Annotated in this window: 24 protein-coding genes and 1 pseudogene; 6 read left to right on the forward strand and 19 right to left on the reverse strand. The window is 40.6% G+C overall.

The window, feature by feature from the left end; genetic code table 11:
• The first annotated feature begins 7 nt into the window (after positions 1–7).
• Entirely contained in the window at positions 8–1,486 is a 1,479-nt protein-coding gene (gene istA, locus ACZ42W_RS02265; RefSeq protein ID WP_464168139.1) for an IS21 family transposase, read from the forward strand.
• Positions 1,483–1,875, forward strand: coding sequence for an ATP-binding protein (locus tag ACZ42W_RS02270; RefSeq protein ID WP_464168141.1), 393 nt, complete (start codon positions 1,483–1,485; stop codon positions 1,873–1,875). Before istA (ACZ42W_RS02265) ends, ACZ42W_RS02270 begins: the two co-directional genes overlap by 4 nt.
• A gap of 51 nt (positions 1,876–1,926) precedes the next feature.
• On the opposite strand, the gene ACZ42W_RS02275 is transcribed toward ACZ42W_RS02270, so the two are convergent.
• The 7 genes from ACZ42W_RS02275 to ACZ42W_RS02305 form a co-directional block, all read right to left on the reverse strand.
• Positions 1,927–2,952 (reverse strand): tyrosine-type recombinase/integrase, encoded by a 1,026-nt coding sequence (locus ACZ42W_RS02275; protein ID WP_464168143.1) that lies wholly within the window; start codon positions 2,950–2,952, stop codon positions 1,927–1,929.
• A complete protein-coding gene (locus ACZ42W_RS02280; protein ID WP_464168144.1) occupies positions 2,939–3,928 on the reverse strand; it encodes a tyrosine-type recombinase/integrase in 990 nt (329 codons plus the stop codon). The genes ACZ42W_RS02275 and ACZ42W_RS02280 overlap by 14 nt, the downstream gene beginning before the upstream one ends.
• Positions 3,921–5,021, reverse strand: coding sequence for a site-specific integrase (locus ACZ42W_RS02285; protein ID WP_464168145.1), 1,101 nt, complete (start codon positions 5,019–5,021; stop codon positions 3,921–3,923). Before ACZ42W_RS02285 ends, ACZ42W_RS02280 begins: the two co-directional genes overlap by 8 nt.
• Positions 5,022–5,268: 247 nt before the next feature.
• The gene (locus ACZ42W_RS02290; RefSeq protein WP_464168147.1) at positions 5,269–5,661 is read right to left on the reverse strand and encodes an ATP-binding protein; all 393 of its coding nucleotides are present in this window, start codon (positions 5,659–5,661) and stop codon (positions 5,269–5,271) included.
• Positions 5,658–7,130, reverse strand: a complete 1,473-nt coding sequence (gene istA, locus ACZ42W_RS02295; protein ID WP_464168149.1) for an IS21 family transposase — start codon at positions 7,128–7,130, stop codon at positions 5,658–5,660. Before istA (ACZ42W_RS02295) ends, ACZ42W_RS02290 begins: the two co-directional genes overlap by 4 nt.
• A 91-nt stretch (positions 7,131–7,221) precedes the next feature.
• Positions 7,222–8,313 carry an ISL3 family transposase gene (locus ACZ42W_RS02300; RefSeq protein WP_464168151.1) on the reverse strand — a complete coding sequence of 364 codons (1,092 nt, stop codon included), beginning with the start codon at positions 8,311–8,313 and terminating at the stop codon, positions 7,222–7,224.
• Positions 8,314–8,329: 16 nt separating this feature from the next.
• Positions 8,330–8,770 carry a transposase family protein gene (locus ACZ42W_RS02305; RefSeq protein WP_464168153.1) on the reverse strand — a complete coding sequence of 147 codons (441 nt, stop codon included), beginning with the start codon at positions 8,768–8,770 and terminating at the stop codon, positions 8,330–8,332.
• A 110-nt stretch (positions 8,771–8,880) separates the two neighbouring features.
• On the opposite strand from ACZ42W_RS02305, the gene ACZ42W_RS02310 reads away from it, so the two are divergent.
• Positions 8,881–9,147, forward strand: coding sequence for a transposase (locus tag ACZ42W_RS02310; protein WP_464168155.1), 267 nt, complete (start codon positions 8,881–8,883; stop codon positions 9,145–9,147).
• A gap of 37 nt (positions 9,148–9,184) precedes the next feature.
• On the opposite strand, the pseudogene ACZ42W_RS02315 reads toward ACZ42W_RS02310, so the two are convergent.
• From ACZ42W_RS02315 to tnpA, 3 genes and pseudogenes are all read right to left on the reverse strand, one after another.
• Positions 9,185–9,742 (reverse strand): annotated as a pseudogene (locus ACZ42W_RS02315) (IS66 family transposase zinc-finger binding domain-containing protein); the annotation flags it as partial.
• Between the two features lie 8 nt (positions 9,743–9,750).
• Complete coding sequence (gene tnpB, locus ACZ42W_RS02320) at positions 9,751–10,107, reverse strand: IS66 family insertion sequence element accessory protein TnpB (RefSeq protein WP_464168156.1); 357 nt, start codon at positions 10,105–10,107, stop codon at positions 9,751–9,753.
• A complete protein-coding gene (gene tnpA / locus ACZ42W_RS02325) occupies positions 10,097–10,462 on the reverse strand; it encodes an IS66 family insertion sequence element accessory protein TnpA (RefSeq protein WP_464168157.1) in 366 nt (121 codons plus the stop codon). The genes tnpB and tnpA overlap by 11 nt, the downstream gene beginning before the upstream one ends.
• A gap of 216 nt (positions 10,463–10,678) precedes the next feature.
• On the opposite strand from tnpA, the gene ACZ42W_RS02330 reads away from it, so the two are divergent.
• The 3 genes from ACZ42W_RS02330 (at position 10,679) to ACZ42W_RS02340 (ending at position 15,952) form a co-directional block, all read left to right on the forward strand.
• Complete coding sequence (locus ACZ42W_RS02330; protein ID WP_464168159.1) at positions 10,679–11,239, forward strand: hypothetical protein; 561 nt, start codon at positions 10,679–10,681, stop codon at positions 11,237–11,239.
• A gap of 280 nt (positions 11,240–11,519) precedes the next feature.
• Positions 11,520–14,462 (forward strand): cell wall-binding repeat-containing protein, encoded by a 2,943-nt coding sequence (locus ACZ42W_RS02335; RefSeq protein ID WP_464168161.1) that lies wholly within the window; start codon positions 11,520–11,522, stop codon positions 14,460–14,462.
• A gap of 257 nt (positions 14,463–14,719) precedes the next feature.
• On the forward strand, positions 14,720–15,952 hold the full coding sequence (locus ACZ42W_RS02340; RefSeq protein ID WP_464168163.1) for a DUF5667 domain-containing protein: 1,233 nt from the start codon (positions 14,720–14,722) through the stop codon (positions 15,950–15,952).
• A 296-nt stretch (positions 15,953–16,248) separates the two neighbouring features.
• Here the strand turns inward: ACZ42W_RS02340 and ytvI are convergent, their stop codons facing one another.
• The 9 genes from ytvI to ACZ42W_RS02385 form a co-directional block, all read right to left on the reverse strand.
• Positions 16,249–17,298, reverse strand: a complete 1,050-nt coding sequence (gene ytvI, locus ACZ42W_RS02345) for a sporulation integral membrane protein YtvI (RefSeq protein ID WP_464168165.1) — start codon at positions 17,296–17,298, stop codon at positions 16,249–16,251.
• Positions 17,299–17,894: 596 nt separating this feature from the next.
• Positions 17,895–18,503 (reverse strand): hypothetical protein, encoded by a 609-nt coding sequence (locus ACZ42W_RS02350; RefSeq protein WP_464168167.1) that lies wholly within the window; start codon positions 18,501–18,503, stop codon positions 17,895–17,897.
• Positions 18,504–18,532: 29 nt separating this feature from the next.
• Positions 18,533–18,802 carry a hypothetical protein gene (locus ACZ42W_RS02355; RefSeq protein WP_464168169.1) on the reverse strand — a complete coding sequence of 90 codons (270 nt, stop codon included), beginning with the start codon at positions 18,800–18,802 and terminating at the stop codon, positions 18,533–18,535.
• An 85-nt stretch (positions 18,803–18,887) separates the two neighbouring features.
• Positions 18,888–20,375, reverse strand: coding sequence for a sensor histidine kinase (locus tag ACZ42W_RS02360; RefSeq protein WP_464168171.1), 1,488 nt, complete (start codon positions 20,373–20,375; stop codon positions 18,888–18,890).
• Between the two features lie 2 nt (positions 20,376–20,377).
• Positions 20,378–21,058, reverse strand: a complete 681-nt coding sequence (locus ACZ42W_RS02365; RefSeq protein WP_464168173.1) for a response regulator transcription factor — start codon at positions 21,056–21,058, stop codon at positions 20,378–20,380.
• An 80-nt stretch (positions 21,059–21,138) separates the two neighbouring features.
• Positions 21,139–21,615, reverse strand: a complete 477-nt coding sequence (locus ACZ42W_RS02370; RefSeq protein ID WP_464168176.1) for a DUF1003 domain-containing protein — start codon at positions 21,613–21,615, stop codon at positions 21,139–21,141.
• Positions 21,616–21,737: 122 nt separating this feature from the next.
• Positions 21,738–22,787 (reverse strand): NUDIX domain-containing protein, encoded by a 1,050-nt coding sequence (locus ACZ42W_RS02375; protein WP_464168178.1) that lies wholly within the window; start codon positions 22,785–22,787, stop codon positions 21,738–21,740.
• Between the two features lie 44 nt (positions 22,788–22,831).
• Entirely contained in the window at positions 22,832–23,953 is a 1,122-nt protein-coding gene (locus ACZ42W_RS02380; RefSeq protein ID WP_464168179.1) for a hypothetical protein, read from the reverse strand.
• Positions 23,954–24,820, reverse strand: a complete 867-nt coding sequence (locus tag ACZ42W_RS02385) for a hypothetical protein (RefSeq protein ID WP_464168181.1) — start codon at positions 24,818–24,820, stop codon at positions 23,954–23,956.
• Between the last annotated feature and the right edge of the window lie 296 nt (positions 24,821–25,116).

A 25,116-nucleotide genomic window follows, 5' to 3' on the forward strand; every position in this document is an offset into this window, starting at 1 on the left:
TTCGGAGGTGAGAGATGTGCAAGACTGGATAACGGTCAAGAAACTATATAAGAATGGGGTGAAAAAGCAACAAATAGCAAAACAACTTCATATATCAAGGAATACAGTCAAGAAGCTAATAAAAGCCAATAAAGAACCTCGGTATAATAGAACGATTTATGCTAGCAAGATTGATCCCTATCAAGAACTCATTAAAGAATGGTATCAAAGTCCACAATACGATTACATAGGAACTCGGATATTCAGAGAATTAAAGAAGATCGGTTATACCGGAAGTATTAGTCCCTTATATCGCTTTTTGAAAAAATTAGACGGCGATAAGCATCAAATTAACCCCAAGGCAACGCAACGAATCGAGACACCACCAGGAGAACAAGCACAATTTGATTGGGCTGAGTACGATGTGGTCCTCGATAAAGCCATCACGAAAGTGTACTGTTTTTCCCTGGTAATGGCCAATAGCAGAGATAAAAGGATACACTTCTCATTATCTTGTGATGGAGATGCGATTTATGATGTCATACAAGAGTTATTTAACGAGTTCGGAGGGGTTACTCAAGAACTAATTATTGATAACCCAAAAGCTCTCGTTGTTGAGAATGTTGAAGGAAAAGAAACCAAATATAATCTGGATGCTCTCAGAATGGCAGCTCATCTTGGGTTAGAACTCAATGCCTGCGCACCGTATCGAGCCCGAACCAAGGGAAAAGTGGAAAGACCTTTTAACTACATCGAAGAGCAGTTTATTAAAGGAAACTCCTTTTCATCAATGATCGAATTAAACAGAGCTGGAAAGGAATTTATTAAAGATTGGTGTCGTCAGAAACACGGGACAACAAAACGAATTCCAGAAGAGGCTTTTAAAGAAGCGGTTCCATGCCTGTTGCCATTACCCGATAAGCATTTCTTCCTCACAAACTTAGAAACAAGAAAAGTTAGTCTAGATTCACTAATAAGCGTAAATGGCAATAAATATAGCGTTCCAGTTAAGTATGTAGATAGGATTGTTCACTTTAAAATTTTCTATGGCTACCGATTAGAGATCTACGATTCAAAAAACAATGGGATAGCATCTCATAATCTTCTAAGAAATAATTCTGCAATATCTAGACTTGATTTACACTACGCCGAAATTGCGGTTAAAACGCCAAAGTCGATTCCCGAAGTTAAACGTGTATTTACGGCAACCTTTTCAAGAGGTGCGGAGTATTTAGAAAAGGCCAGTAAACGACTCCAACAGCCCAGTTACCACGCGCGACAAATTCTGAAGCTTCAGGATTTGTACACCATCGAAAGCCTCGAACTCCTCTTAGGATACTGTATTGACCACAATATCTATGAAATTGACAGTATAAAGGAAACTCTAAAAGTTAAGGCTGTGGATATTTTGCTTGGGAGTTTGGGTAAAGAGGTTGCTGCCACCACTGAAGCAAATCCTGATTTAATAAGAGATCTATCCTATTATGGTGGAGGTGGTCAATTTTGAGTGTAAATCCTACGATTAGCGCAGAGGATCAACATATTCACAGGACTTTGAAAAAGTTTAAGCTCGTCGATATCCGTAATAATTACAATGATTTGATTGAGGAAGCTAAAAGAGACAAACTCGATTACAAAAGCTTCTTGATCAAGCTCATTCGATATGAGGAACATGGAAAACTACGGCGAATGGTAGAACGGAATACGAAATCGGCCGGTTTTGACATCGATAAGACCCTTGAGAACTACGACTTTTCTTTTCATAACTACCGGTATAAGACCAAGATAATGGAGTTGGCCAGTCTCAACTTTTTAAATCGAAATGAAAACGTAATCTTAATCGGACCACCTGGTGTAGGCAATTATCGAAAGAGTCTAGTTATGGAAAGAAATTAGTGTACATCCTTAGTAATGCAATGAATGTTCTTTAATTTCCTTCCATAATAATCAGGGACGACAAAGGTTCTGTAACCAATGAAGGATATCGTTGTTTTCCTCCCATGCAGGAGCGTCCTCGCTCATCACTTGGGGATATGCAGCTTCCAAAGCTTTTCTTTTAAGCTCAGTATCGAATTTTAAATATATCTCAGTTGTGGTCACACTAACATGTCCTAACAAATCGCGAATATATATCAAGTTTATACCCGATTCCAACAGATGAAGTGCTTTTGAATGCCGTAGTATATGCGGATGTAGCCGGTTTGGAAAAGCCTCGTCACTATGGTTGAGCTTAGCCTGTTTAAAGTATTTGTCGAGAATATATGTAATGCCTGGTCTTGTAAAAGCTTGGTACCTGCTGTTATGAAACAAAGGACTTTGCTGTCGCCCATTTTCGAGAAGGTGGTTTTCGACCATATAACCTTCAAGAAGACTTCGGGTTTTAGCCAAGATTGGAACAATTCTTTTCTTGTTGCCTTTACCAGTCAAGGTAATCGTTGGAGGTTGCGCCAATCTCACTTCGCAGACCTTCAGATCGATCAATTCCTGCACTCTAGCACCTGCATCATATAGGACGACCATTAAGGCCAAATCACGACGACCTCTTTTCGTGGACGTATCAGGCTGTTCGAACAAATAAGCTAACTGATCCATAGAGAGATGCGGTATCGTCTGTTGCTGTTTCTTTTTAAACGGTATGCCGAGGATCTTTTGACTCTCAAATAAGATTTCCGGATATTCAGTTTGGGCATATCTGAAGAAACTGTGAATAGCGGCCAACCGCTGATTCCGGGTACTTGTACTTACATTTTTGAAGGTTTCGAGCCATTGTAAAAAGTTCTTAATGCTAAGTGGAGTTACACAAGCAAACGAAATGCTTTCCGGCCTGATTCGCTGTTCCTCTCGCATGAACATTAGGTATTGTTTAAAGGTATCGCGATAGGATTTAATCGTGTTAGGGCTAACATTTCTCTGTCCAGGCAGGAAATCAGTCAGATACCGCGCAAGTGTTTTTGCGAAATCAGTCTGCTTCATACAATACCTCCACCTCTGGGATGATGTATGAACAGGTTTTTTCAATCTTACTTGTAATGTCTGGATATAAATCGGCAGTTAGTCTCAGGTATCTTTGGCTTCCACGTAAATCTTCATGACCGAGGTAGGCCGAGAGATAGGGAAGGCAATTGTTAAGGTCCTTTCCTTCTCGAACCCACTTTTTCAAGCAGTTTACTGCGAAGACATGCCGCAGATCGTGAATACGAGGACCTTTGCCCCTCCCCAAATGTGAAATTCCCGCTTGCCGGAGAATATCTCTAAAGAGCTTGTATATAGTCGACTCTGAATAATATCCGCCATACGGAGAAGGGAAGAAAAAAGGGTTCCCTTTCTTTCCAATTTCGACGGTTACACAATATTCCCGGCACCGTTCGGTGAGGCTTTCCGCCATAGGTAATATTCGTTCTTTATTAAACTTTGTATTTCGAATATACAAGAGGCCTTTATTAAGGTCAACATCCTGTAGGGTCAGATGTACCGCCTCAGAAATCCGAAGGCCACATCCATAGAGTATGCGGAGTAAAAGTGGCATGACTAAATGTCGATTGGGAGTACTGTCATTAGGCGGATAATGGTCGCACACCTCAAATATCCTTTTCATCTCATCACTCGAAAATATATAGGGAATGTAAGCATATCGATCAACTGTAACCATTGACTTGGGATAAACATACGCGGAGTAACCAATGCGATTCATATATTCCGCTAATCCACGCAACAATGAAATCCTGCCACATTGTGTTGAGATCGTCTCATTTGGCTTGCGGGTGGTCCAGACCATAACCAATTGCTTTGTTAACACTGTTTCTTTTAAGTATTGACTGCACACAAAGGAGTCGAAACTCTTCAGCATTTCAGCGCCTTTTTTGAACTTGTATCCAACAGCTTGCTTTTCTGCGATGTAGCTCTCAATTGGAACGGTTAGTGAACTCAGAAACCGTCTGCTTTCAGGCATCTGCGAACACCTCCTCAGGGTCAAGCGCACAGGCCTTTAACCCATTCAGATCCGTATGCAGATATACCGAAGTTGACTTTGCATCAACATGACCCAGGATTTCAGAGATAATGGCAAGAGATGCACCTTGTTCCAAAAGGGCGCTAGCCAGTGAGTGCCTCAAAGAATGAAGTCCGTGCCGTTCCCCGCGAGGAACGTTAATACCGGCCAAACGGGTGTATTTTGTAATTATGTTATGGAGATTTGCATTTTTGCCAAAGGCCTCAAAAGGGGCATGTAGACGAACAAACAAGTACGGCACATCGCAAATAGGTCGTGCATTTTGAAGATAATCGATTAGTGCCCAGCCTATGTCGTGAAGAATCGGATAGGTAACTTTACCTTTTGTTTTTTCTTGCGTAATAGTAATCGTTTTGTCAGTCCAGTTTAGATCCGAGAGTTTCAAGGCCTTTATATCACCAGCACGTATTCCGAGCTTTGCAACAAGAATAAGGATGGCATAGTCTCGTTTTCCGAGAGAGCTTCCTCGATCAATAACTTCAATCATACGCTTTACCTCAGCCGGATCCCATGTTGATGGTACGGCTGGGTAATTATATTTGTTCTGCTTTGGCACGCTGAGAGACAAATCTATGTCGGTGTACCCGTTTAGGTAGAGAAACCTCAAGAACACTCTCAGTGTAGTAAGTATGGCCGCCATACTTTTTTCATGCTTTGGACAAATGCTTATAACATAATCCGAAATGATTTTTGGCGTAAGTTCTCTTATATCCGCTACTCTGCGTAGTGAGAGATAATCCACAAAAAAGAATAAGCGCTGCAGTCTAGTACGCATTCCGCGCATGGAGTATTCATTATTTTCGCATTCCTTCTCATAGGCTGTTAAAACTTCCTCAAACTGCGGCGGTTTTTCGAATCCCTTTCGCTTTATGATTCTGCGAATGATAACACCATGGAGTTGATAATCGCCCAGAAGTCGGATTGACCGGATAGCCTGTTTTGCTTTTTGAGGAAATGCTTGAAGATAGTAATCCGTTGTACATCCATATTTTTCTCTCAAATACTCCTTTCCGAGATTTTCTGAGAAGTTCATATCACCTCTGTTCTGCGCAAATGTACAGAATCCGTTTGAATGAAGCACGCAACCCGCATATGGTGTTATATGCGTAATTTAGTTGCTTGAGTTCCTCGATGACCTCTGCAGCGAGTACCTCAATTGGTTTTCTTGTTTCCATAGCTTACCTCCTGATAGACAATATTTCATTGCCTATTCTGAGGTTTTACTGAAGTTTTTATGGAAAGAAATCAAAGAACATTCTTCGTAATAACGGGGATGTACGCTAATTTCTTTCCATAACTAAACTCTTTCGATAATTCCCAGCCCCTGGGGTACCGATCATAGTAATATTTTGCCGTTTCTTTATGTAGTCACAAGAGGCGAGCTCCCCTATAAAGGATTCTGAGATGTGTTCAAGTCTCTCATAATGAAATTCATCCAGCGTTTTCATGACGGGGAACCCGGCCTTTTTGATTCTTCGTGTTTGTCCAGCCGCCTGCCGTTGTAATACTTCAAGCTTCATCGTCTCGCAGAGAAATTTATCATAGCCATCGCCAGGGGAGAGCTGCCTGACCACGTTTTCATAACCCACAAATGCTGGGGTCCTAAGCTGCTTAGCATAAAGCTTGATCGTCTCTTTAATGGGGTTTATCTCGTGAGTATTTACTCCACTCATACCCTAGCCCCCCTGTTCATCAGGGCATCATACTTGTCAAACTGTGGTTTTGAAACCTTGATATCGATTGAGGGATAGATTCGCTCCGGGTGGGGAGTATCCTGAAGGAGATAGGCTTGTATCTGTTCGACTGATAGTGTAGGACTTTTTAAGCGGCTTATTACTGTCATGACCTTGGCTTCCCCATAGTCTATACAGAGTCGCAGAAGTTTGACCATTTCACGGGGGCCAGACAGCCGTCTGCCGATCTCCATCAGTTCAGTGGATATATTATTCTTTACTGGCTTAGCGTTGAAAACACTTCGGGGCCGTTTCTCAATAAGGTCTATGTAATGTTCAAGTCGGTATTTCGTTTGTCCTCTTTCGTAACAACGGGGATATTGGGCAATCTCAGTATTCCGGTACACCATCACAACCTCGTTACCATAGCCCTTTACACTCACTTCTTTGTCTACATACTTGAACGGTACGGAGTAGTGGTTGTAATCGAATCTCACGGTCGAGAATTCACTGACTCTTGCGGTGATGCTCTTGCTTGAATCAAACCTATATCGGGGTAACTGGGTCATCCTTACCTTTGTCGTTAGTGCCATCCCACCGATGGTTTGCTCTCTACCGGCAATCTTATGATTACGGTATTTAAGGCACCTTCGTAGGAGCTCCGCGTTAAGATCGTCTAGGCTTTCCACTCGGGGTATAGGCACCAGCATATTCCGCCTTACTAATCCGACCATCCCCTCGACCAAGCCTTTTTCGTGCCCAGATGCAATATTGCAGAAGTCACATTGAAAGGCATAGTGTGCGGCTAATGCTTTGTAGCGATCTTGAGCTTTGGCATGGACTCCAAAACCTTCTTTGACGGCTACTTTGGCGTTATCGAAGATCATCCGTTTCGGAGCCCCTTCGAAATAGTCGAACCCACTGATTTGGCCTTCAAGAAAGCTTTCTTCATTCTGTCGGTAAAACGCTTTACAGTACATATCTGCGCTGTAACACTCTCGCATACAGAATAAGTTAATCTTCATTTTCTTGCCCTGGATATATACCGTTGCCTCACCCCAGTCTATCTGGATGGCTTCTCCTGGATCATAAGATAAGGGGATAAAAACTTTCGCTTGTTTACCCTTAAGTTCGGCTACGATTTCTCGTATCGTTGTTTCGCCACCCTCGAAATCCATAAAGTCCACAAGAAGATCATAGATTCGCTTGGCGGTGTGTTTTTGTTTCTTGACATTCTCAGCCTCATCGCTAGCTAAGCAGCTCTTGATGAATTCCATCACCTCATCGGTTACCACATAGCGCTGACGACCACTTACTCCTCGCCGTTCCCATGGGACCTGAGTGCCCTCGTAGTATTTCTTGACTGTGTTGCGTGATATCCCGAGTATTTTAGATATTTCCCTCTGTGACTTGCCTTCGTGCTCATGTAGGTGGCGGATCTTTTCATAAATCTCCACTTCTATTGACACCCTTTCTCCCCCCTGTACGTCAGCTCTCTTTCTCTTCTGAACTATACAGGGTTTTTAATAGAAGTGGCTCACTTTTTTCCTGGCGTTTTATCTATTTTTGGCTCACTTTTATTGTAGCGTTTATAATTTCTTTGAATTCATTAACTATGTCTATGATCTCCTTGTACCGTGGATATTGCCTATTCACTCTGTCTAAACATTCGGTATCGAGTCCTTTGATTTTCTCTAATTTCTTAAACAATAGTTTTATTAATGTTTTACGTTCCACTAATTCGATATTCCCTGGCACCTTTTTATTGGCAATGTAAGTATTCTGAATCAGCTTCTTTATACGTGCCATATAATGTCTTAGTGTAGAGGATGAACCAGCATAACCTTTTTGGCGGATTTCTGTTTCAATTACAGGTGAGGAGACGCCTTTATCCATTAGCAAATTTATTTCACGTAGGTATGGATCTAAGATGCTTTTCCTCTTAACACTATAGCTTCCATGAATGGCTGTTACATCTTCTTCCAAATATCTTGAAACCGTCTGCCTAGATAATTGTAGCTCTTCGGAAATTGACCTAATAGAATACTTTTTCACATGCATATTCCTTACTGTATTTATCAATTCCTGCTTCTTTAACACTCTTTGCTCATGGGAAAGTTCCATAATGCTCCTCACATACCGATTACGTTCTTCCTCGCTCATTCCCATCAATCTATCCAGTGTCCGAATATCCATATTCAACTGTTTGCAAATCTGTGTCTTACCGCAACCTTCTACCAGCATTGACAGTGCTCGGTTTGACTTTTCTTCTAATGTTAGTTTTTTGTTTTTTATAGCAATATCCAATGTTTCCGTCACATCAACTTGAGGTTCTTCAGGCAACTCAATGGTTATTTTTGCTTTGAAATATTTCATAAGGAACTCTTTACAATACGAAGTTAAATTCTTAAGTAGATGAAATCGATCACTTACCTGTATAGCCTTGGGATGAGCTGTTGTTATAGCGTTGTGGTAGGTAATAGAACCGTCTCTTGAAATGACTTTAAGATTTGGATAGGTCTTTAACCATTCTACAACATCATCGCATTCTCTTGACGGAATTAGATCAATCACTCGGTGAGTTTCGATATCAACCATGATTGTTCCATAAGATTCCCTTTTCCTAATTGCAAAGTCATCTATACAGACCAAAGTAATGGATTCCTTATCAATTATCGGTGCTTCTTTTTTTTAAAAGATTGCAAATAGTACTTTTACCTACTTTCGCAACACTCGTTTTCAATAGGGCAGATGCTGTCAGAGAGCTTACATTCATGGATAAATTAATTATTTCATCTTCCAGGCGCTTTGTCTTCTTGGCCTTGGCCGGCAGGAAATCAAACGTCTCGGCGAATGTTGTATGTTCACACTCTGGATTATGGCAGAACATTTTTTTGTTTCTAAGAATTACAATGACTTTCTTATTCTGCATCGGTAAATCTTGAAAACTTCTGGCATAATGAGAATGGATTTTTGATGAAGGTTGTCCACAAAAAGGACAGTTAACTGTTTCCCTTATTGAAACAACTCGAATGAAAATCGTATCGTCAATTATCTCATGGCTGACGTACTCTAAATTCCCATCTAATAACTTAATAAACTCATCCATCGAATAGCCTCGTTTCAAATGTTTCTCACTATTCATTTATATCGCTAGTCATCACTTAATTCAACTAACTATGGAAAGAATCACTTTTTTCTTGACGTTCGCAAGAAATATTGTCGAATAAAAATATTGGCAAATTTGAACAGTGGATACATAGGGCATCAGGCTTAAATATCCGTGGAATAACTTCATTTATAAATGGCATAACCAGAGATATTACAGCTGTAAAAAATGCCATTAAATATGAATATAATAATGGACTCGCTGAAGGCAGTGTAAATAAGCTTAAAGTTATAAAGCGTATAATGTATGGCCGTAATAGTTTCGAAATGTTAAAAAAGAAATTGTTATGGCTTGAAAAAGGCCGAAAATTCAACTAACTATGGAAAGGACCATTTCTATTTTGCCATAAACAGTTACAAATTTCTGGTGCATAACCCAAGCAACCGTAGAAGGAGATGCCATTGAGTGCTGAATTACCGGATATGGCATTGGTGCTTTCTCCATGTAAGGCTGACCATTCTTACGACAGGTACGACACTCGAAGGTCTCGCGGTAAATGTCAATAACTCTGACCTGAGCAGGTATGTACTCGATTTCTGTACGGATAAACTCTTCGCCCACCGACACAAGCGTAGTATTGCATGCTTCGCAAAAACGGTCTTCTTCAACAAGCGTACAAAGACGTTTTTCGTGGGGGATATCTTTCAAGAGTTCCATCCGTTGGCCTTTAAATTTCTTTCGACGATAACTCTGTACTTCCTTAAGGTCAGGCTCTGGAGCCGCCGGATTAGGCTCAGTTTCTGCTTCATCAAAAAGAGACATCTGTCCCAATGAAAGGACTGATGTCTTCTCTGAACTTCTACCAAAAAGCTTACGCTTTAAATATTCAACCGTATCGTGAAGTAGTTTATTTTCTTGTTCCAGTTCGGATATGCGATTTTCAAGTGTTTTTACCTGATCCGTTGCGCTCATTTTTGCTGTTAAATACAAGCCGTTATATTCAACTTTTTTACGGCCTTGGGTTGATCTATCGATAGCCCTTCTAGGAGCCATCTGAATTCTTGGTAGGTGACACTGCGAACGGCTTCAGCATTCATCGGCCATTTAAAGCTTCCGTTTTCTAACCGTTTATACAGAAGAACGAATCCATCACCTTCCCAATAGAGTGCTTTCATACGATCACGTTGCCGACCGCAGAAGAGAAAGAGACTATTCTGGAAGGGGTTTAACTGGAAGTTCTGCTGGACTACGGCTGCAAGTCCATCAATCGATTTTCGCATGTCGGTATACCCACAAGCGATATAGATTTGCTCTGCTTTGGAGATATCACCGAACATGTTGCAGTGCCCTAAGCGTATTTTCGATCAACGTTGCTGATGCGTTATTGGAAATTTCCAATGTAACAGTACCCATTCGCAAAACAATATCCGACGATGATTCTTGATCCGGAGAGTCAGTTTCGACCGTATGGACCGGAATGTTTACCGGAACGATTAAATTGTTTCCACTAAGTGATGGAAGAGCTTCACAAGCAGCTTTGCGAATACGCCTTAACCAATAGTAATAACTTGTTGTATTAATGTTATTCTCAGCACACCATACAGCAACTGTCTGTCCGCTACTGCGGCATTGACGCACAATCTCAGTCCACTGATTTAAACGATATTGACTAGCAACTTTCCTTGTATCCAACTCTAAACCTCCTTTAAAAGTTTTTCAACTTAACTTGAAAAACTTTAAAAACTTTAATTTAGAGGATTGTCCCATAGTTTTAGGAAAGTTTCTATACACTGTTTTACTAGACGCTTACGTAATAGACTGATTTGCATAAAATAGAAATAATTTCAATATTAAGACGCCCTCTTTTAGGATACTATAAAAGATAAAGATAGAGGAGGGTTCTAAAAAATGAGATTGAGATTATTAATGAAATCCCAATCTTCCGTACTGAAGATTGGGAAGATGAAGGATTCAATTACTATTGGGCTTCTTGGAGGCTTAATTGGGGCAATCTTTATGGATATATCAAATTTCTTAATATTTAAGGCAGGAAAAACCGAAACGTTATATGGATACATAGCCGGTGGATTATTTGTAGCTCCTTTCAGAACAAAACAAAGGAAAAATTTTATTTTAGGCGAAATAGCCCATTTAGGTATAGGTTCAATTTGGGGAGTTCTATTAACATATATTTTAAAGAAAACAAGTAAAGATTATCATCTAATTAAGGGTACGTTTGTAGCAATACTTTCTCTAGGTAGTCTTATAGCTGGGCAAAAGTTTGGAGTACTGAAAAAATTTAGGCTAACAAAGACATTTTATTCTGCTATTTGGAACCATATTGTTTATGGTTTAGTTAGTGCACAAGCCATCGTTTCATTATCTGATTCAACGATATTTGCGTCTGATAACGACGTTGACGTAACGAGTAGTTTTTCATGGGCAGGTATCGAGCATCCTGAAATATAATAGTCACTGAAAATTTGAAGAGATCCGGGCACCTTTGAGCGAAGGGAAGGGGCAAGTTGATCTCTTTTTGTCAAATCTTGAGGGGTTCAGACACCTGAATCTACCCTGTTTGGTACTAACAATCCTGCGATTAAGGTAAAAGTACTCTAATTATGACATTGTTTTTATTATATAATTCAGATATTTTTTAGGTAAATCTTTCTTAAATAATATATGATTATAGTATAGTTTGTGCCTAAGTTCACTATAAATACCTTAAGTTTATAAGGAGGCTTAAAGGATGAAAAATCTTAAACTATTTCAGTTGCATTTATTAATCTATCTAGTTATTGCATCAATGTTGCTTCCTAGTTATGCCTTAGCGGCGACTGCTCCATCTGCGCCAACTAATCTTACGGCAACGCCTATAAGTTCTAATCAAATTGATTTGAAGTGGGATTTAGTGGTTGATCCGAATGACCCAAACGCCGATGCAATCTCATATACTGTTTTAAGAGCAAGTTCTTCTTCAGGTACATATACCGAGGTTAATGTCGTATCAACTAATGACTATTCAGATATGGGGCTTTTGGCCTCAACACAGTATTATTACAAGGTGAAAGCTACTAGTAGCAGCGGTTCCAGCGGCTTTTCTTCTGTTGTTTCAGCCATAACCTTAGCTCCAACGCAAGTTCCGGGTATTCCAGAGAATCTTAATGCAACTGCAATAAGTTATAATGAAATTAAATTAACCTGGAATCCCACTACTGATGCAACTTCATATATTGTTTACAGAGCAACCTCCGCAACAGGGTCATACACAAGAATAGCTACGGTTCAAGATACTTCATTCAATAATACCGGGCTTACAGCAAGCCGTACTTATTACTACATGGTGCAAGCCACCAACAGCAAGGGTACGAGTGCTTACTCTTCAGTCTCTTCTGCAACAACGCAAGCTGCGCCGAGTATACCCTCAGCACCAGCTACTCTTACAGCTTCGGCAGGGAGTTCCAGCGAAATTAACCTAGACTGGGGTGTAGTTAGTGGAGCATCTTCCTATTATATCTACAGAGCAACTTCTTTATCTGGGACTTATACCCAAGTTGCAACAGTGACCACTAATTCCTATTCAGATACAGGACTCTTGGCCTCAACAACTTATTACTACAAAGTTAAAGCCTATAATATCAGCGGACTGAGTAGTTACTCTCCGGTGGCCTCAACTACAACCTTAGCACCGACAGGAGTTCCTGATATTCCGGCGAATCTCGATGCAGATGATTCTGGAAACAACTCTGTTTCTTTAACTTGGAACACTGCAAATGATGCAACGGGATATTATGTTTACCGAGCAACCTCAGCTTCAGGAACCTACACTAAAATCGCTACAGTCAAAGCGACCTCGTATACCAATACAAATCTTACCCCGGGCAAGACCTATTACTACAAAGTAATAGCCTATAATAGCTATGGATCAAGCGACTATTCTACACGAGCATCTGCTTATGTAACCCCTAGTATCCCTGGCGAACCGTATGATCTCAATGCCACAACCAATGGTTCGAGTGAAGTTTACCTTGACTGGGATACCGTGGATAATGCAACCTCTTACTATGTTTATCGTGCGACCTCTTTATCAGGGACATATACAAAAATCGCGACTGTTAGTTCTCAACACTATACAGATACCGGCCTGTCGGCAAACACAAGATATTACTACAAAGTAAAGGCTTATAATAGTTATGGTACAAGTGACTATTCCGATAGTGAGTATGCAACCACAAATTACTATGGTTCTTATGGGGATAATATTGGACGATTAGCAGGTCAAAACCGTTACGAGACAGCGGCTAAAATTGCAGAGGAGGGTTGGACCAGTTCCTACTATGCCGTTCTTGCAAGTGGGGAAGATTTCCCAGACGCATTATGTGGGACACCACTAGCTGGAAAATACGATTCCCCGGTCTTATTGACCTCACGATATAATTTAGAAAGCCAAACAAGAAATGCATTAACGAATTTAAACGTTCAAGAAGTATTTATCATCGGGGGAACAGGCGTTATCTCATCCACTGTTGAGCAAACAATCAAGAATATGGGGATTACCGTTATCAGGCTTGCTGGGAATGATCGCTATGAGACTTCAGTCAAGGTTGCTGAAAAAATGGGCTATGTAAATCAAGCTATCATTGCTACAGGAGATAATTTTCCAGATGCGCTATCTATCGCACCGATTGCTTCAATGAAGGGATTTCCCATTCTGCTAACTGCCAAAGATCAACTATCTGGAGTAGTAAAAACCTATCTAAAGAATAATATTCAAAGCACGGTCGTCGTAGGTGGTAATGGAGTGATAAGTAGTTATGTCTACAATCAGCTTCCCTCACCAACACGGTTAAGTGGAAATGACCGTTATGAAACGAACTTGAATATTGTCAAAGCTTATATTAACACTTTGGATTTTGACACCTCGTATATTGCAACAGGAGAAGATTTTCCAGATGCTTTAGCGGGTTCGGCACTCGCCTCTGCAAATCAATCCCCTATTCTTCTCGTTAGCAGTGTTACGAGTCAGGCAACGAAAGATTTTTTGAGCAATCGAGATGTGGATAAAATCACTGCTTTGGGAGGTACTGGAGCTGTAACAGATAGTATCCTTGTAAGTCTTGGGTCGTCAATTTTAGGACCTTCATCTACGCTATTTACTCCCGATAATATTTCAGCTACTTTCATGGGCTCGAATGAAATCTATCTTAACTGGGATTCAGTATCCAGTGCCACATCTTATTATATTTATCGGGCAACCTCTTACTCTGGAACCTACTCTAAGATTGATACAGTAAGCACCTCTTACTATTATGATACTAATGTCTCTGACGATACGACCTATTATTATAAAATTCAGGCTCATAATAGCTCTGGTACAAGTGCTTATTCATCAATTGCTTATGTAACGACAGATTCCGAAATCTCGCTTGATACACCAACGAATTTAGATGCAATTGCCTTAAGTTCCAGTTCAATCTACCTAACTTGGGATGAGGTAGATGGTGCGACTTCGTACTATATTTACAGAGCAACATCGTCCACCGGAACTTATACGAAAATAGCTACTGCATACAACGAATACTATACCAACACAAATCTCACAGCAAACAAGACATACTATTACAAAGTTCAAGCGCATAACAGCAGTGACACAAGCGGTTATTCTGTAAGGGCTTATACGACGACAGATTGATAACCGAATAATGTATGAACAGACAGACCCCGCTCACTTTTAACAGTGAGCGGGGTCTGTCTGGTATATCAACACTCGATAGATATCCTTCTAGCCTGTATTCAGGTCTAAGGGCGAAAGTACCTTTTTTCTAGGCCATTAGACCTAATTCGCTGAAATAGCCTTGTTGGGTTATTTTGTAAAGTGCTATAATGCAGAAAGAGAGAAAGGTTGGATAAGCTTTTCGGAAGTAAAATTATATAAGGAAGTGGATAAAGATGAAGAAACAAATCAAGACTTTAGCCTTTGTTTTTGGCTTAGCCCTTTGTGCTTTTTCTTTCAATGCCTCTGTCGTTCTAGCTGACGAGACAGTTACTGATCAAAATACAACCGCGGTAAGCACAGAAACTGCACTTACAGAAACCACCTCTAGTACAGAATCGTTGGAAGTCACCGAAGCAAGTGCAGCTACCGAAACTGCTGGAGGTACAGAAGTTATACCAGGCACCGAAACCACCGATCCTATTTCAGTCCCAGAAGCTACAGAAAATAGTGATACCGCAATTGAAACCGAACTTCCTCCAGTACTTGATGAGAACGGAGAAGTTGTCTTACCGGGGACACTTCCAGATTCTCCATTTTACTGGTTAACGACACTTATCGAAAAACTTCAAGTCGTCTTCACGGTTGACCCCGTGGAAAAAACAAAACTTCTAGAGGAGCAAGCCCTAGAGAGAATCGCAGAAGCTGATGCATTGATTAAGAATGGGGATACTGAAGAGGCTGAAGTTGCACTTCAAGCATACTCGGAAAAAGTCACTGAAGCTCAAGCTTTTTTAGCCACACTTACTGAGACAGATTCTGAAACGATGCAGAAACTTGAGACCGCGCTCAGCGAGTCTCACGCCAAGAATATTCAAACCTTGGGTGGACTATTAGATAAGCTTCCTCCCCAAGCCGCGCAGAAAGTGGCACTAAACGTAGTAAAGTCTATGGAAAAAAGTATTGCTAAAATGGAGAAAAAAGAACAGCTAAGGGTTGCTAAAGAACTTAAGAAGGCAGCTGAAGGTTTAGAGGATACCGAATTATCTGAGGAAGATCAAGAAGCTTTGGAAACCCTTGAAGGAACCCTTGAACCTCAGAATGGTGATTTAGAAGAGACTGTTGCAGTAACTTCGGGTGTGATGTTAAGGAGTATGGCAGTAACAGCAGATTCATTAACGACAAGTACTTCAAAGGATACGACGGCCAATACGAGTAAAGAGAGTCGTCAAGCCCTAAGTCAGAAGAATGAGAAGTATGATGGAACGGAATTGAAAGCTAAAGTTAAAGCCGAGGAGATCCCGCTGCAGGAGCAAAAAGAGGGATTAAAAGCGGAACCAAGACAGCAAGAAGTAAAACAACAGGAGTTAAAAGAACAAGAACAGAAGCAATTAGAGAAACAAGTGCAAAAGGAAGAAAAGGCACCGAAAGAGCGTGGAGATGAAGGTAAGTCAAAGAGCAAGGAATAAATTTAATCCCTAGAGCTCGGAAATGTCATGATGGTTTTTCAGAAATCAAGTCGACCAAATCACTGAAAGCACGTTAATATGGTCAAAAAGCACAAAAATGTAGGGAACGACTGGGCCGTTCCCTACGTTTTTGTGCTTAATTACAATTTGGAAGAACTCTTTTTAGAGGCTAAGCGTAAAAGGGCTTAATCCCTCCCCAGCTATCAAAGGCTTTTTCGACCTGGGATTTGCCGTAAAAATAATCAGTGAAAAGAACAAATCAGTGAGCTGTGTGACCGCCTCTTGATTTAAATAAGTTAAAGATTCCGGAAAACCCCTGCTTTTTGCAATGATTTATAGGCAATCAAAATAAATGGGCCAAGAATTAATCCTATTACTCCTGTAGCTGCTAAACCGATATACATGCTCGCTAAAACAAACAGTGGATCAAGTCCTACATTGTCACCTAGAATTTTGGGTTCGATGACATGCCTTAAGACAGAAACGACAATAGTAAGGATAAGAAGTTCCACTGCGAGAACATTGTTTCCAACAATAGCAGATAGTATCGACCACGGGATGAGGACTATCCCTACACCTAGAACAGGCAATATGCCAAAAATTCCAGCTAATGTGCCAAGTACAATTGCATACTTGGCTTTAAATAATAATAGTGTTGAGATACAAATAAGCAGAGAAATGCCGAAAATGATGAGCTCCGCTTTGATAAATCCAGATAAGGCTTTCGAAAAATCATGACCGAGTTCCTTAAGGCTTTCCCTCCACTCGGATGGAAAGATTTTTAGGAAGCCAATAATGTATCGTTGACTTCCCATTGATAAAAAGTAAGTTGCCACAATAGCAATTACAATGACGATAATTGCTTCAGGAATTGTGATTGCAAAGGAAAGACCTTGACTTAATAATTGCGGGACGGAATTCATGAGTTTTGAAACCGTGTCTTTAATCATTGAAATATACTCTGCTGGGAGGTTTAGATAGAGTGTTTGAGCTTTCGTTAACATATTTGAAAAGGTATTTTGGAAAATTGTATTATAATGTGGCCAATTGAGATAGATGTCTTGGAACTCGCTAATGATTATAGATATTAGGATAAAGATGAGTAAACTTAATCCTCCTATGCCTATAATCATCGCCATGATAACAGCCAAACTCTCCGGGAAACGAAGTTTTCGTATAAGATAATTCTTCAAAGGACTAATCATTGCCACCATGATGAAGGCGAGAATAAATGGAATAAAAAGATGTATAAAATGGCCAATAATCCATATAGTCAAGCCGATGAGTACCCAAAAGCCAATAAACTTTAGGGTGCGAACCAAGAAAGACTGGGTAATAAGATCCACTAATTAGACTCCTTTCTTCTCTGGAAGCGATACGATTTAAATAGATTAAAGATTTATACTGATTATAACAAATAAAGTAGATATAAGGTATGTTTACTCGAAAGATATAAATATAATAACCTGGGCTGTACACTATTTTTAGTGTGCTTTCCCCAGGTTTTTTTTATTTTTAATTAAAAGAGGGGGTGGTTGGTTAATCTATGGATATGTCTTACCAGCCACTATTTGGAGGTGTCATTCGTGCGTAGTGGATTAATTAAAACTCAACAGCCTAGGAGGTTGGGTTGGGTAGATATCTTGGTCATTGTTATATCTAGAAAGGGAAGAGGGTAAATAGGCCAAATGACACTTTTTTTAAACAAAAAATGTAAGCCGACGATAGATAATAGATATAATTATCCCCAGTTAAATATACTAGGTATATCTTGAAAAGCATCTATGCAAACTCTATTGGGGAGGAGATGCTATGACTTGGCGAAGGTTATCTGGAATGATTATTAACTAGAACAAGTATGCGATTAATGTTGAAAAAACAGATAGTGGTTTTTGTAGAGATGTAAAAACCACTATCTGCTTTTTAAGCTTACTTCTATCAATTATTGCTGGACTGTTGTTTGTTGTGCCGTCTGGGGTGTACTGCTAGCGGGTGTGTTCAATGCTTGGCTTATGTTCTGTAGGTCAGACAATACTTTCTGCATAGCACTAATCCGGTTTTGAATATCGGCTTGGATTTTCTGTAGGTCAGTACTAATTGCTTGCTCGTTATTAGCTTGCTTATCGCTCTTCAATTGTTGCCAATCCGCTTGGCAGGTTTGGGCAAGTGTTTCCAAAGCAGAGATATCACTTTGAGCCGCGATTAGACCATTTAGGGCTGTAACGATAACATCATAATTTTTGGCTTGTCGGTTTGTTTTAATTTGCTGATGAATTTGATCCCTCACTGTTTTTATCTGAGATCGGAGGTCTGCCTCTTGTTTTTGCAGGTCTCGAATCGGCCCTAAGGCCTGCTGCATCTCTTGAGTATTTTGAATTCGCAATATCTCTTTTTGTAAACGAGCCGTATTATGATCCGCTTTTTCCTGAGGGGAAAGCTTAGATGAGCTTGCAGATGAAGTTGGGCTGGTCGTTGATGTCTCGGCTAAGGCTGGAATGGCACTAGTCAGAATTAGTCCAACCGTCATTAAGGCAATGATTTGTTTTCTCATGATCATACTCCTTTTAATAAATTTTTAGCCTATTCAATGTTCCCTAAGCTGGAATCTAGAGCGTTCAATGCTTTGTCAAGGTTCTGCAACTTTGCGTCCACTTCTTGATTAACTTGTTTTTGCCCTTGAGAGGACTTGGTGTCAAATTGTTGGGCCTGTGGATTTACCTGGGGAAGCTTGTTTGTCTGTGCATTACTGGGCGGATTGCTGCTGACAGAAGCCGATGAAGCTCCGGTTTTACCACAACCCGCTAAGGTAAGACATAAAAGCACTGTTATTAGGAAGACTCTTTTCCGCAAAAATCCATTCCTCCTCTGAAATTATTGTTAATCGTTTTGGATTAATTTAAGTATAGGGTTGGAAACTGAGAATAACCTGAGATTATTACTTTTCTTTTTCGGGATAAGGGAGTCGTATGCAAATAGCAGTACCTTGTCCGGGTATGCTGTCTACGTGAATTGTGCCATGGCGTAGTTTAACAATGTCACCCACAATCGCCAATCCGAGACCCGCGCCTTGACCTTTGCGTTTATCGCGAGCCTGATTTCCACGATAAAAGCGTTGGAAAATATGGGGGAGATCCTCTGGGTTGATACCTTCACCGTCATCGGCCACGGAGAGCACGCAAATTGAGTCTTCTCTGACAATTGTAACCTTGATTTTACCCACATCGCTGGTGTGCTGGACGGCATTTTGCACGAGATTGTAAAAAATATGCTTTAACTCCTCAGACGAGAGCGGGAGCTCGTCAGCGGTACAATTAATGTCCAAGGTTCGAGGATAGGCTAGTGATTGTAATAGCGGAGTTAGAGTGTTTAGGGTATCCGCAGGAAGTAACGAGGGAATTTTTTCATTTGCCTCAACCAAGGTAGCACTAAAACGATTGAGAGTAAGCAAAGTCTCCGTCAGGCCGATTAGCCTTTCGGTTTCTGTCAACATGGTTGCATGCGCAGAGTGAAGTGCTTCAGTATCTGAGGTGTGTCCTTTGAGCAAGATTTCGAGAAAACCACGGATTGAGGTTAAGGGGGTACGTAGTTCGTGAGAGGCATCTGCAATAAACTGGCCCATTTCCTCCTTAGCCTCCCGTTCTTTGACCAGGGCATGCTCTAAAGTTTCAAGCATATGGTTCAATGCTTCGGTCAGATATTTAATCTCACTGGCGCTATTCGGGTCAACGGGTATCCTTAAATCATAACGCCCCGCAGCAATTCGCTCGGAAATTAGCGAGATGGTTCGAAGCGGCTGCAAGGGTCGTCGCAAAACAAAATATGAGGCAATACTTCCTAGAAGAAGTACTACAATAACAGCAATTACTGAAGTCTTGACTTGATTGGTCAGGGTATTATCTACAGTTGACAATGATGATGTAACGACCATATATCCAAGGGGTGATTTCTGATTAGAGCCTGTGTTTGCGCTGGTGGGTTCATTGGGCAATACGGGTTTAACGAGCAGTAATAATCGGTCTCCGTTTTTTTGCCGCAATACATATCGTTTAGGGACAATTGGCCGCTTAGCCAATTGATTTTGGATGATTCTGTCCCGATTCTGAATCACTTGATTGTTGACTTCTTTACGCGCAAATACTCCCTTGAGCTGGCCATCGTTAGTATAGAGAAAGACTTCGATTCCCGAACTCAGATCCGAGTATGATTTAGGCGGGGATTGGCGACCGGTTAGCCAGTTTACAGGCTCCTGAGCGGTAAAAGAAGCTAACTGACTCTGTACACTTTGCTCTTGTGCTTTTAACAAAAAGCTACTTAAGGTCTGATACTGTACTATCCCAATGAGGGTAGCAAGCAGCAGCAAACTAATCCAAATGCGTACTAAGAGTCGAATGCGTAGAGAACGACTATCACGCTTATCTCTCATGGTTACGAACTCACCAGTCGGTAACCTGCGCCCCGCACGGTTTGAATGATGGTGTGATTTTTGTCTCCAAGTTTATCCCGCAAATAACGAATATAAACTTCAACAATATTTTCCTCGCCACTAAAATCATATCCCCATACATGATCTAGGATCGACGATTTGCTTAATACTCGGTTCGGGTTCCATAAGAAGTAGGACAAGAGCTTGTATTCCGTGCGCGACAGCTCCAAAGGGGAGTCTTGATAATGAATGAGATGATGAAAATCATCCATACAAAATACCCCTATATTCCGTTGTCCTGTCAGGTTAGGGAACCGGTGACGGAGTTGAACTTCAATCCTTGCCAACAATTCATCGAAGTGGAAGGGTTTTCCGATGTAGTCATGGGCCCCCTGCCTCAGGCCTTTTACGGCATCTGTAGACGTATTTTTGGCCGTTAACATGATCATCGAAGCGTCTGAAATGCGCGGTATAGCTTTGCATAGGTCATAACCATCAAGTATGGGCATCATCAAATCCAAAATAACGACATGTGGATCGAAATCTGGCATAATCTCTAAGGCTGTCTGACCATCATCTGCAGTTTTAACCGTATAACCCTCCTGGCTTAAGCCCAAACTGATCATTTTCCGGATAGCAGGGTCATCGTCAGCAATTAGAATACGAAACGGATGGAGTATCATGGTTCGCCTCCCTTTAAAATCTATTGACTTAAGTATAGCTTATCAAGCTGAAAATAAACTTAGAGGTATAAACTAAAGATCTATTTAAGGTTAGAGTTGTTTTCTAACAGTTCCTTAATCTTTGCGATATCTGCTTCAATTCGATGTAAATGTTGTTGCATATCATCAATTTCCTTTTCAGCCTTAAAGTTAATCGCAAAGTCTATCAAGGATTCATTTTTGTCGCGCGCCGCTTGTCGGTTTTGGCTCATCATAATGATCGGGGCCTGGAACGCAGCGGTGAAGGATAAAACAAGATTGAGGAGAATAAAGGGTGGGGGATCAAAATGGCCGATAACCATTACGGTGTTTGTTATAATCCATAAGGCTAGAAAACAACTGAACAAGATTATGAAGTGCCAACTCCCACCGAAAGTGGCTATTCGGTCTGCCAAACGATCTGACCACTTAGTGTTTACCTGGTATTGCGCATCGAGTTGTCGTTCTATAGCGTTCTCATATTCTTTGACGATTTCTTCGATGTGATTCGTATAATCCTTTAATGAATTCTTGTTCAAAATTCTCTACCTCTTCCTAGCGTATTGCTTAATTTTACCAGAAACATAAATAGAAATAAAAGCCTGATCACGTGTGGTCAGGCTTTGCAGTGTTCTTATACAACCTACTTTGTGATATAGGTCTATACAGAAAAGGGCTTAATGCCGCCCCACCGATCGAAGGCTTTTTCGACCTGGAATTTGCCGTAAAAATAAATCAGTGAAAAGTACAAATCAGTGAGCAGTGTTGGGGCTAAATCTTCCTTGGGGGTAAGAGCGAAGAACTCGGCTATATGCACTGGAGTGAAGCTTAAGGTCTTGAACTTTCCGCTGACCTCCCAAGCATCAGCAGCATTTGCTGTGTTCTGTCTCCCTATGATATGGCTTAAGGGTTCCTCGGTAATGACTTGGGTTATAAGTATCGGTTGGAGTTGATCAGCTTTTAATATGAGTGCAAGCACTTGTACTTTATTTTCCTCGATGGCATAGCCCGTTTCCTCTTTTAACTCTCTAACGACTGCTTTGATGGGGTCAATCTCGTTATTATTGTCAAAGTCTGCCTCAGGGTCCATATCTCCTCCTGCTGTGTGCCCCCAAACACCAGGGTAATTCGCGTTCTTTTTACTCCGTTGTGAGATAATAACATATCTTTCGTTGCCTTGCTCTACGATGACATTGATACTCACGGCCATGTTATTCGCTCTTTTTGCCCCGAGCAGCTTCTTAGGTTCCTCATTTAATAAGGAATCTACAGTATGCTCACCGACCTTTTCTTTAAGTGCAAAGTTAGTCACAGCAAACGTAAACCAATTAGTGGGCCTGAACTGGAGCATCAGTAATGGCATCGGGCCATCCTTCTTTAGAGACCAATGCTCTAATCTAACCACTCGACCATTGAATAATATTGCACCGTTTTTGATGGCATTATCTTGAACCTTGTGAAGAAGTTGGGGAACAAAGGGAAGAAGCTCTTGTGAGAAATCCTTAGAGGTCCTTGATAAATTTTTCAAGACGTAATCCATATGATTTGTGCGGTCAACTTCATCTAATGAGCTACAATCGGGTAACCCAAAAGGCTTATCCATATTAAGTGTGGTTCGGATATTCTGCTTGGAGAATGATTTATATTTTTCCTCAAAGGAAAAAAGAACGTACGCAGGAATCGTAAATCCCTTAGGCTCTTCTGTATTCATTACTGATCCCCCATTCTATCTGAGACGCTTTGTGGTTCATGCTTCTAGGTAAAGGAATATACAGCGACACTGACTAAAATCAAGGCTATCCCTGATAAGGCGACTGTTAGTATTCTTCGCATGGAAACTTGATTCGTTGGCATTAACGCAAAAAAACCTGAATAACCGGTTAGTAAGGCACCAATTAAAACGACGATAAGAAGTGATGCATCCTTAAACGTCTGTTGGTTAAGAATCTGTATAGAAGCAATGGTAAAACTTATTATGGCTGTAAAGAATCCTAAGATTTGGAGATTCTGTGCTCTGACTTCCTCTAAGGACAATTTGAGCTCCTTTATGCGATTTTCAGATTCTAACTGTAAACGAGCCGCATCAGCCTTTAACTTAGCCGCTTGTGCGGAGACTTCTTCTATTTGCTTTTCTGAGAATTTAAGCATTTGCTCTCTTTCGATTCGAGTCATGATATACATATATTCATTGATCCGTATGGCATAATCTTTTTCGTTTGAATTTTCCTTGTCAATCGCTTTTAAGATACTTTTTTGCCCCTTATCGAACTCACCTTGGAGAGCTAATAGCCTTCCTTTTGTACAATAAAATTTCGCATAGTCACTTTCGAGTTCTAAGGCTTGATCGATTGCGGCTACTGCTGAATCTAAGTGATCGAAAGCGAGACAATTTTCTTTTGTTTCACAGTCACGTCCACGTTCTTGTTCATCTTCAGCCATAAGAGCGACGATTTCAGCGTAGCTATGTAAGACTCCGGGGTGTTCAGGGAGAGTATCTTTAGCCTTTTCAGCATTTTCTAAGGCTAATTTATATGTGGATTTACTTTGCCGATATAATAGAGATTTAAGATGCCAGTATAAAGGGATAGTATTAAAGAGGGAGCCGAAGTTATAATCTAGTTCCTTGAATTTTGTAATATCCTTATTACGCCTATATATCGTAGCTAAGGAAAAAAAGGCGTAGAAGCGAGTCTTGGAATCTGAGGTCTCATCTTCGATCAGGGATAGAAACACACTAGATTCCTGGGGGAAATCTTCAACCGCAATTTTGGTTAACACTCTTTCAGTTTCTCTCGGCTTTTTGTCGGGTAAGTGGCTGAAACGATTGAGAATGTCCGTCTTGATTTGTACTGAATCGTGTGGGTTTTCTTTCATCATTTACCTACCTCCAATATCCTCTAATGAAATTGAAAGAAGAAGAGCCGAAGCATCATCCGATATCTTTAGGCGCTCGAATTTATCCATGGTTTTATCCTTGAACTCTATCTCGCGAATTAAATCCAGGGCGTTTTGAAGGCTCAACTTCTGCAGTAATAGATCATCCCATTTACAGGTGTTATATAAATCGACTACCCTCGAGAAACCATCGGTACAGCCGAGGACGTTCATATCACTATCGAGATCAAGGCTGCCGAGAGTCGCATGAGCTACACCTTTTCTGTCCCAGGTGCAAGTCCAATAGCCTTCACTTGAATTCATGAGTGAACGATTTTTTTGAAGTAAGGACATTCTATAGGATTCAAGTTCATTGCGATCAAGATTACCCTTCAGCCTTTGGCTTCTTAGCTTCTGAAGGACACTGTGATCGAGGGCGACGACCGTCTTGTCTTTAACTTCTAGCAAATGATCTCTATAGTGGAATATCAGGGAGCAATCCCCTAACGTTAGATACTCCAGCGTATTCGAATTGACCCTTAACATAATTAAACTGCAACTGGGTATCTCAAATAAGGTCATCTTCGTAACGTCTATGCCGAGATTTATGACACTCTGCTCTACCTGAGTTAGGGCTAGGTTAAGAAGAGATTTTAAATCTGGGGTATCTTCTTGATGTAAGATCGATGTTAATGCGCTATCAAGTTCTTTAACGAACCACTGGGCATCTGATGGACTGGGCAAGAAATGGGATTTAGAAAGTGGTGTGGCTCCATCCATTATCCAAAACGTTTTCTCATAGTGTCCAATTAAATCTTCATTTACGGCACTACCCCCATGGGTTAAAATTTTAAACTTAACTTTAGACATGCATTTGCTCCTCTACTAAGTAGCTTATCTCAATTGAATTTTCATAGACTTTTCAATAAGTCTAAATTCAACAAAGGTGAGGGTTCTCCTTTAATTTACCTAATTGTAGAGTTCTTTTCTTTTTCGTTAGTCCTTAAGTCCTAGACGAATAGGACTTGAGTACTAACTTTAGACTATTAGATAAAATTCGACATTAATTTCGATATTTTTTAAACCTAGTCCTTTAGAATTATTCCTAGGATTGGATCCACAAAAACAAACTCGTTCAAGAGCGGGAGATGGACCTAACTTTTTGG

Source organism: Desulfitobacterium elongatum, assembly GCF_055378975.1.

Coding starts and splice junctions, on each gene's coding strand:
- ACZ42W_RS02350 (WP_464168167.1), bottom strand. CDS start 18,503: ATGAGAAAACAAATCATTGCCTTAATGACGGTTGGACTAATTCTGACT.
- ACZ42W_RS02380 (WP_464168179.1), bottom strand. CDS start 23,953: ATGATGAAAGAAAACCCACACGATTCAGTACAAATCAAGACGGACATT.
- ACZ42W_RS02280 (WP_464168144.1), bottom strand. CDS start 3,928: ATGCCTGAAAGCAGACGGTTTCTGAGTTCACTAACCGTTCCAATTGAG.
- ACZ42W_RS02285 (WP_464168145.1), bottom strand. CDS start 5,021: ATGAACTTCTCAGAAAATCTCGGAAAGGAGTATTTGAGAGAAAAATAT.
- ACZ42W_RS02375 (WP_464168178.1), bottom strand. CDS start 22,787: ATGAATACAGAAGAGCCTAAGGGATTTACGATTCCTGCGTACGTTCTT.
- tnpB (WP_464168156.1), bottom strand. CDS start 10,107: ATGTTCGGTGATATCTCCAAAGCAGAGCAAATCTATATCGCTTGTGGG.
- ACZ42W_RS02335 (WP_464168161.1), top strand. CDS start 11,520: ATGAAAAATCTTAAACTATTTCAGTTGCATTTATTAATCTATCTAGTT.
- ACZ42W_RS02330 (WP_464168159.1), top strand. CDS start 10,679: ATGAGATTGAGATTATTAATGAAATCCCAATCTTCCGTACTGAAGATT.
- ACZ42W_RS02385 (WP_464168181.1), bottom strand. CDS start 24,820: ATGTCTAAAGTTAAGTTTAAAATTTTAACCCATGGGGGTAGTGCCGTA.
- ACZ42W_RS02365 (WP_464168173.1), bottom strand. CDS start 21,058: ATGATACTCCATCCGTTTCGTATTCTAATTGCTGACGATGACCCTGCT.
- ACZ42W_RS02290 (WP_464168147.1), bottom strand. CDS start 5,661: ATGAGTGGAGTAAATACTCACGAGATAAACCCCATTAAAGAGACGATC.
- ACZ42W_RS02275 (WP_464168143.1), bottom strand. CDS start 2,952: ATGAAGCAGACTGATTTCGCAAAAACACTTGCGCGGTATCTGACTGAT.
- ACZ42W_RS02340 (WP_464168163.1), top strand. CDS start 14,720: ATGAAGAAACAAATCAAGACTTTAGCCTTTGTTTTTGGCTTAGCCCTT.
- ACZ42W_RS02305 (WP_464168153.1), bottom strand. CDS start 8,770: ATGGATGAGTTTATTAAGTTATTAGATGGGAATTTAGAGTACGTCAGC.
- ACZ42W_RS02360 (WP_464168171.1), bottom strand. CDS start 20,375: ATGAGAGATAAGCGTGATAGTCGTTCTCTACGCATTCGACTCTTAGTA.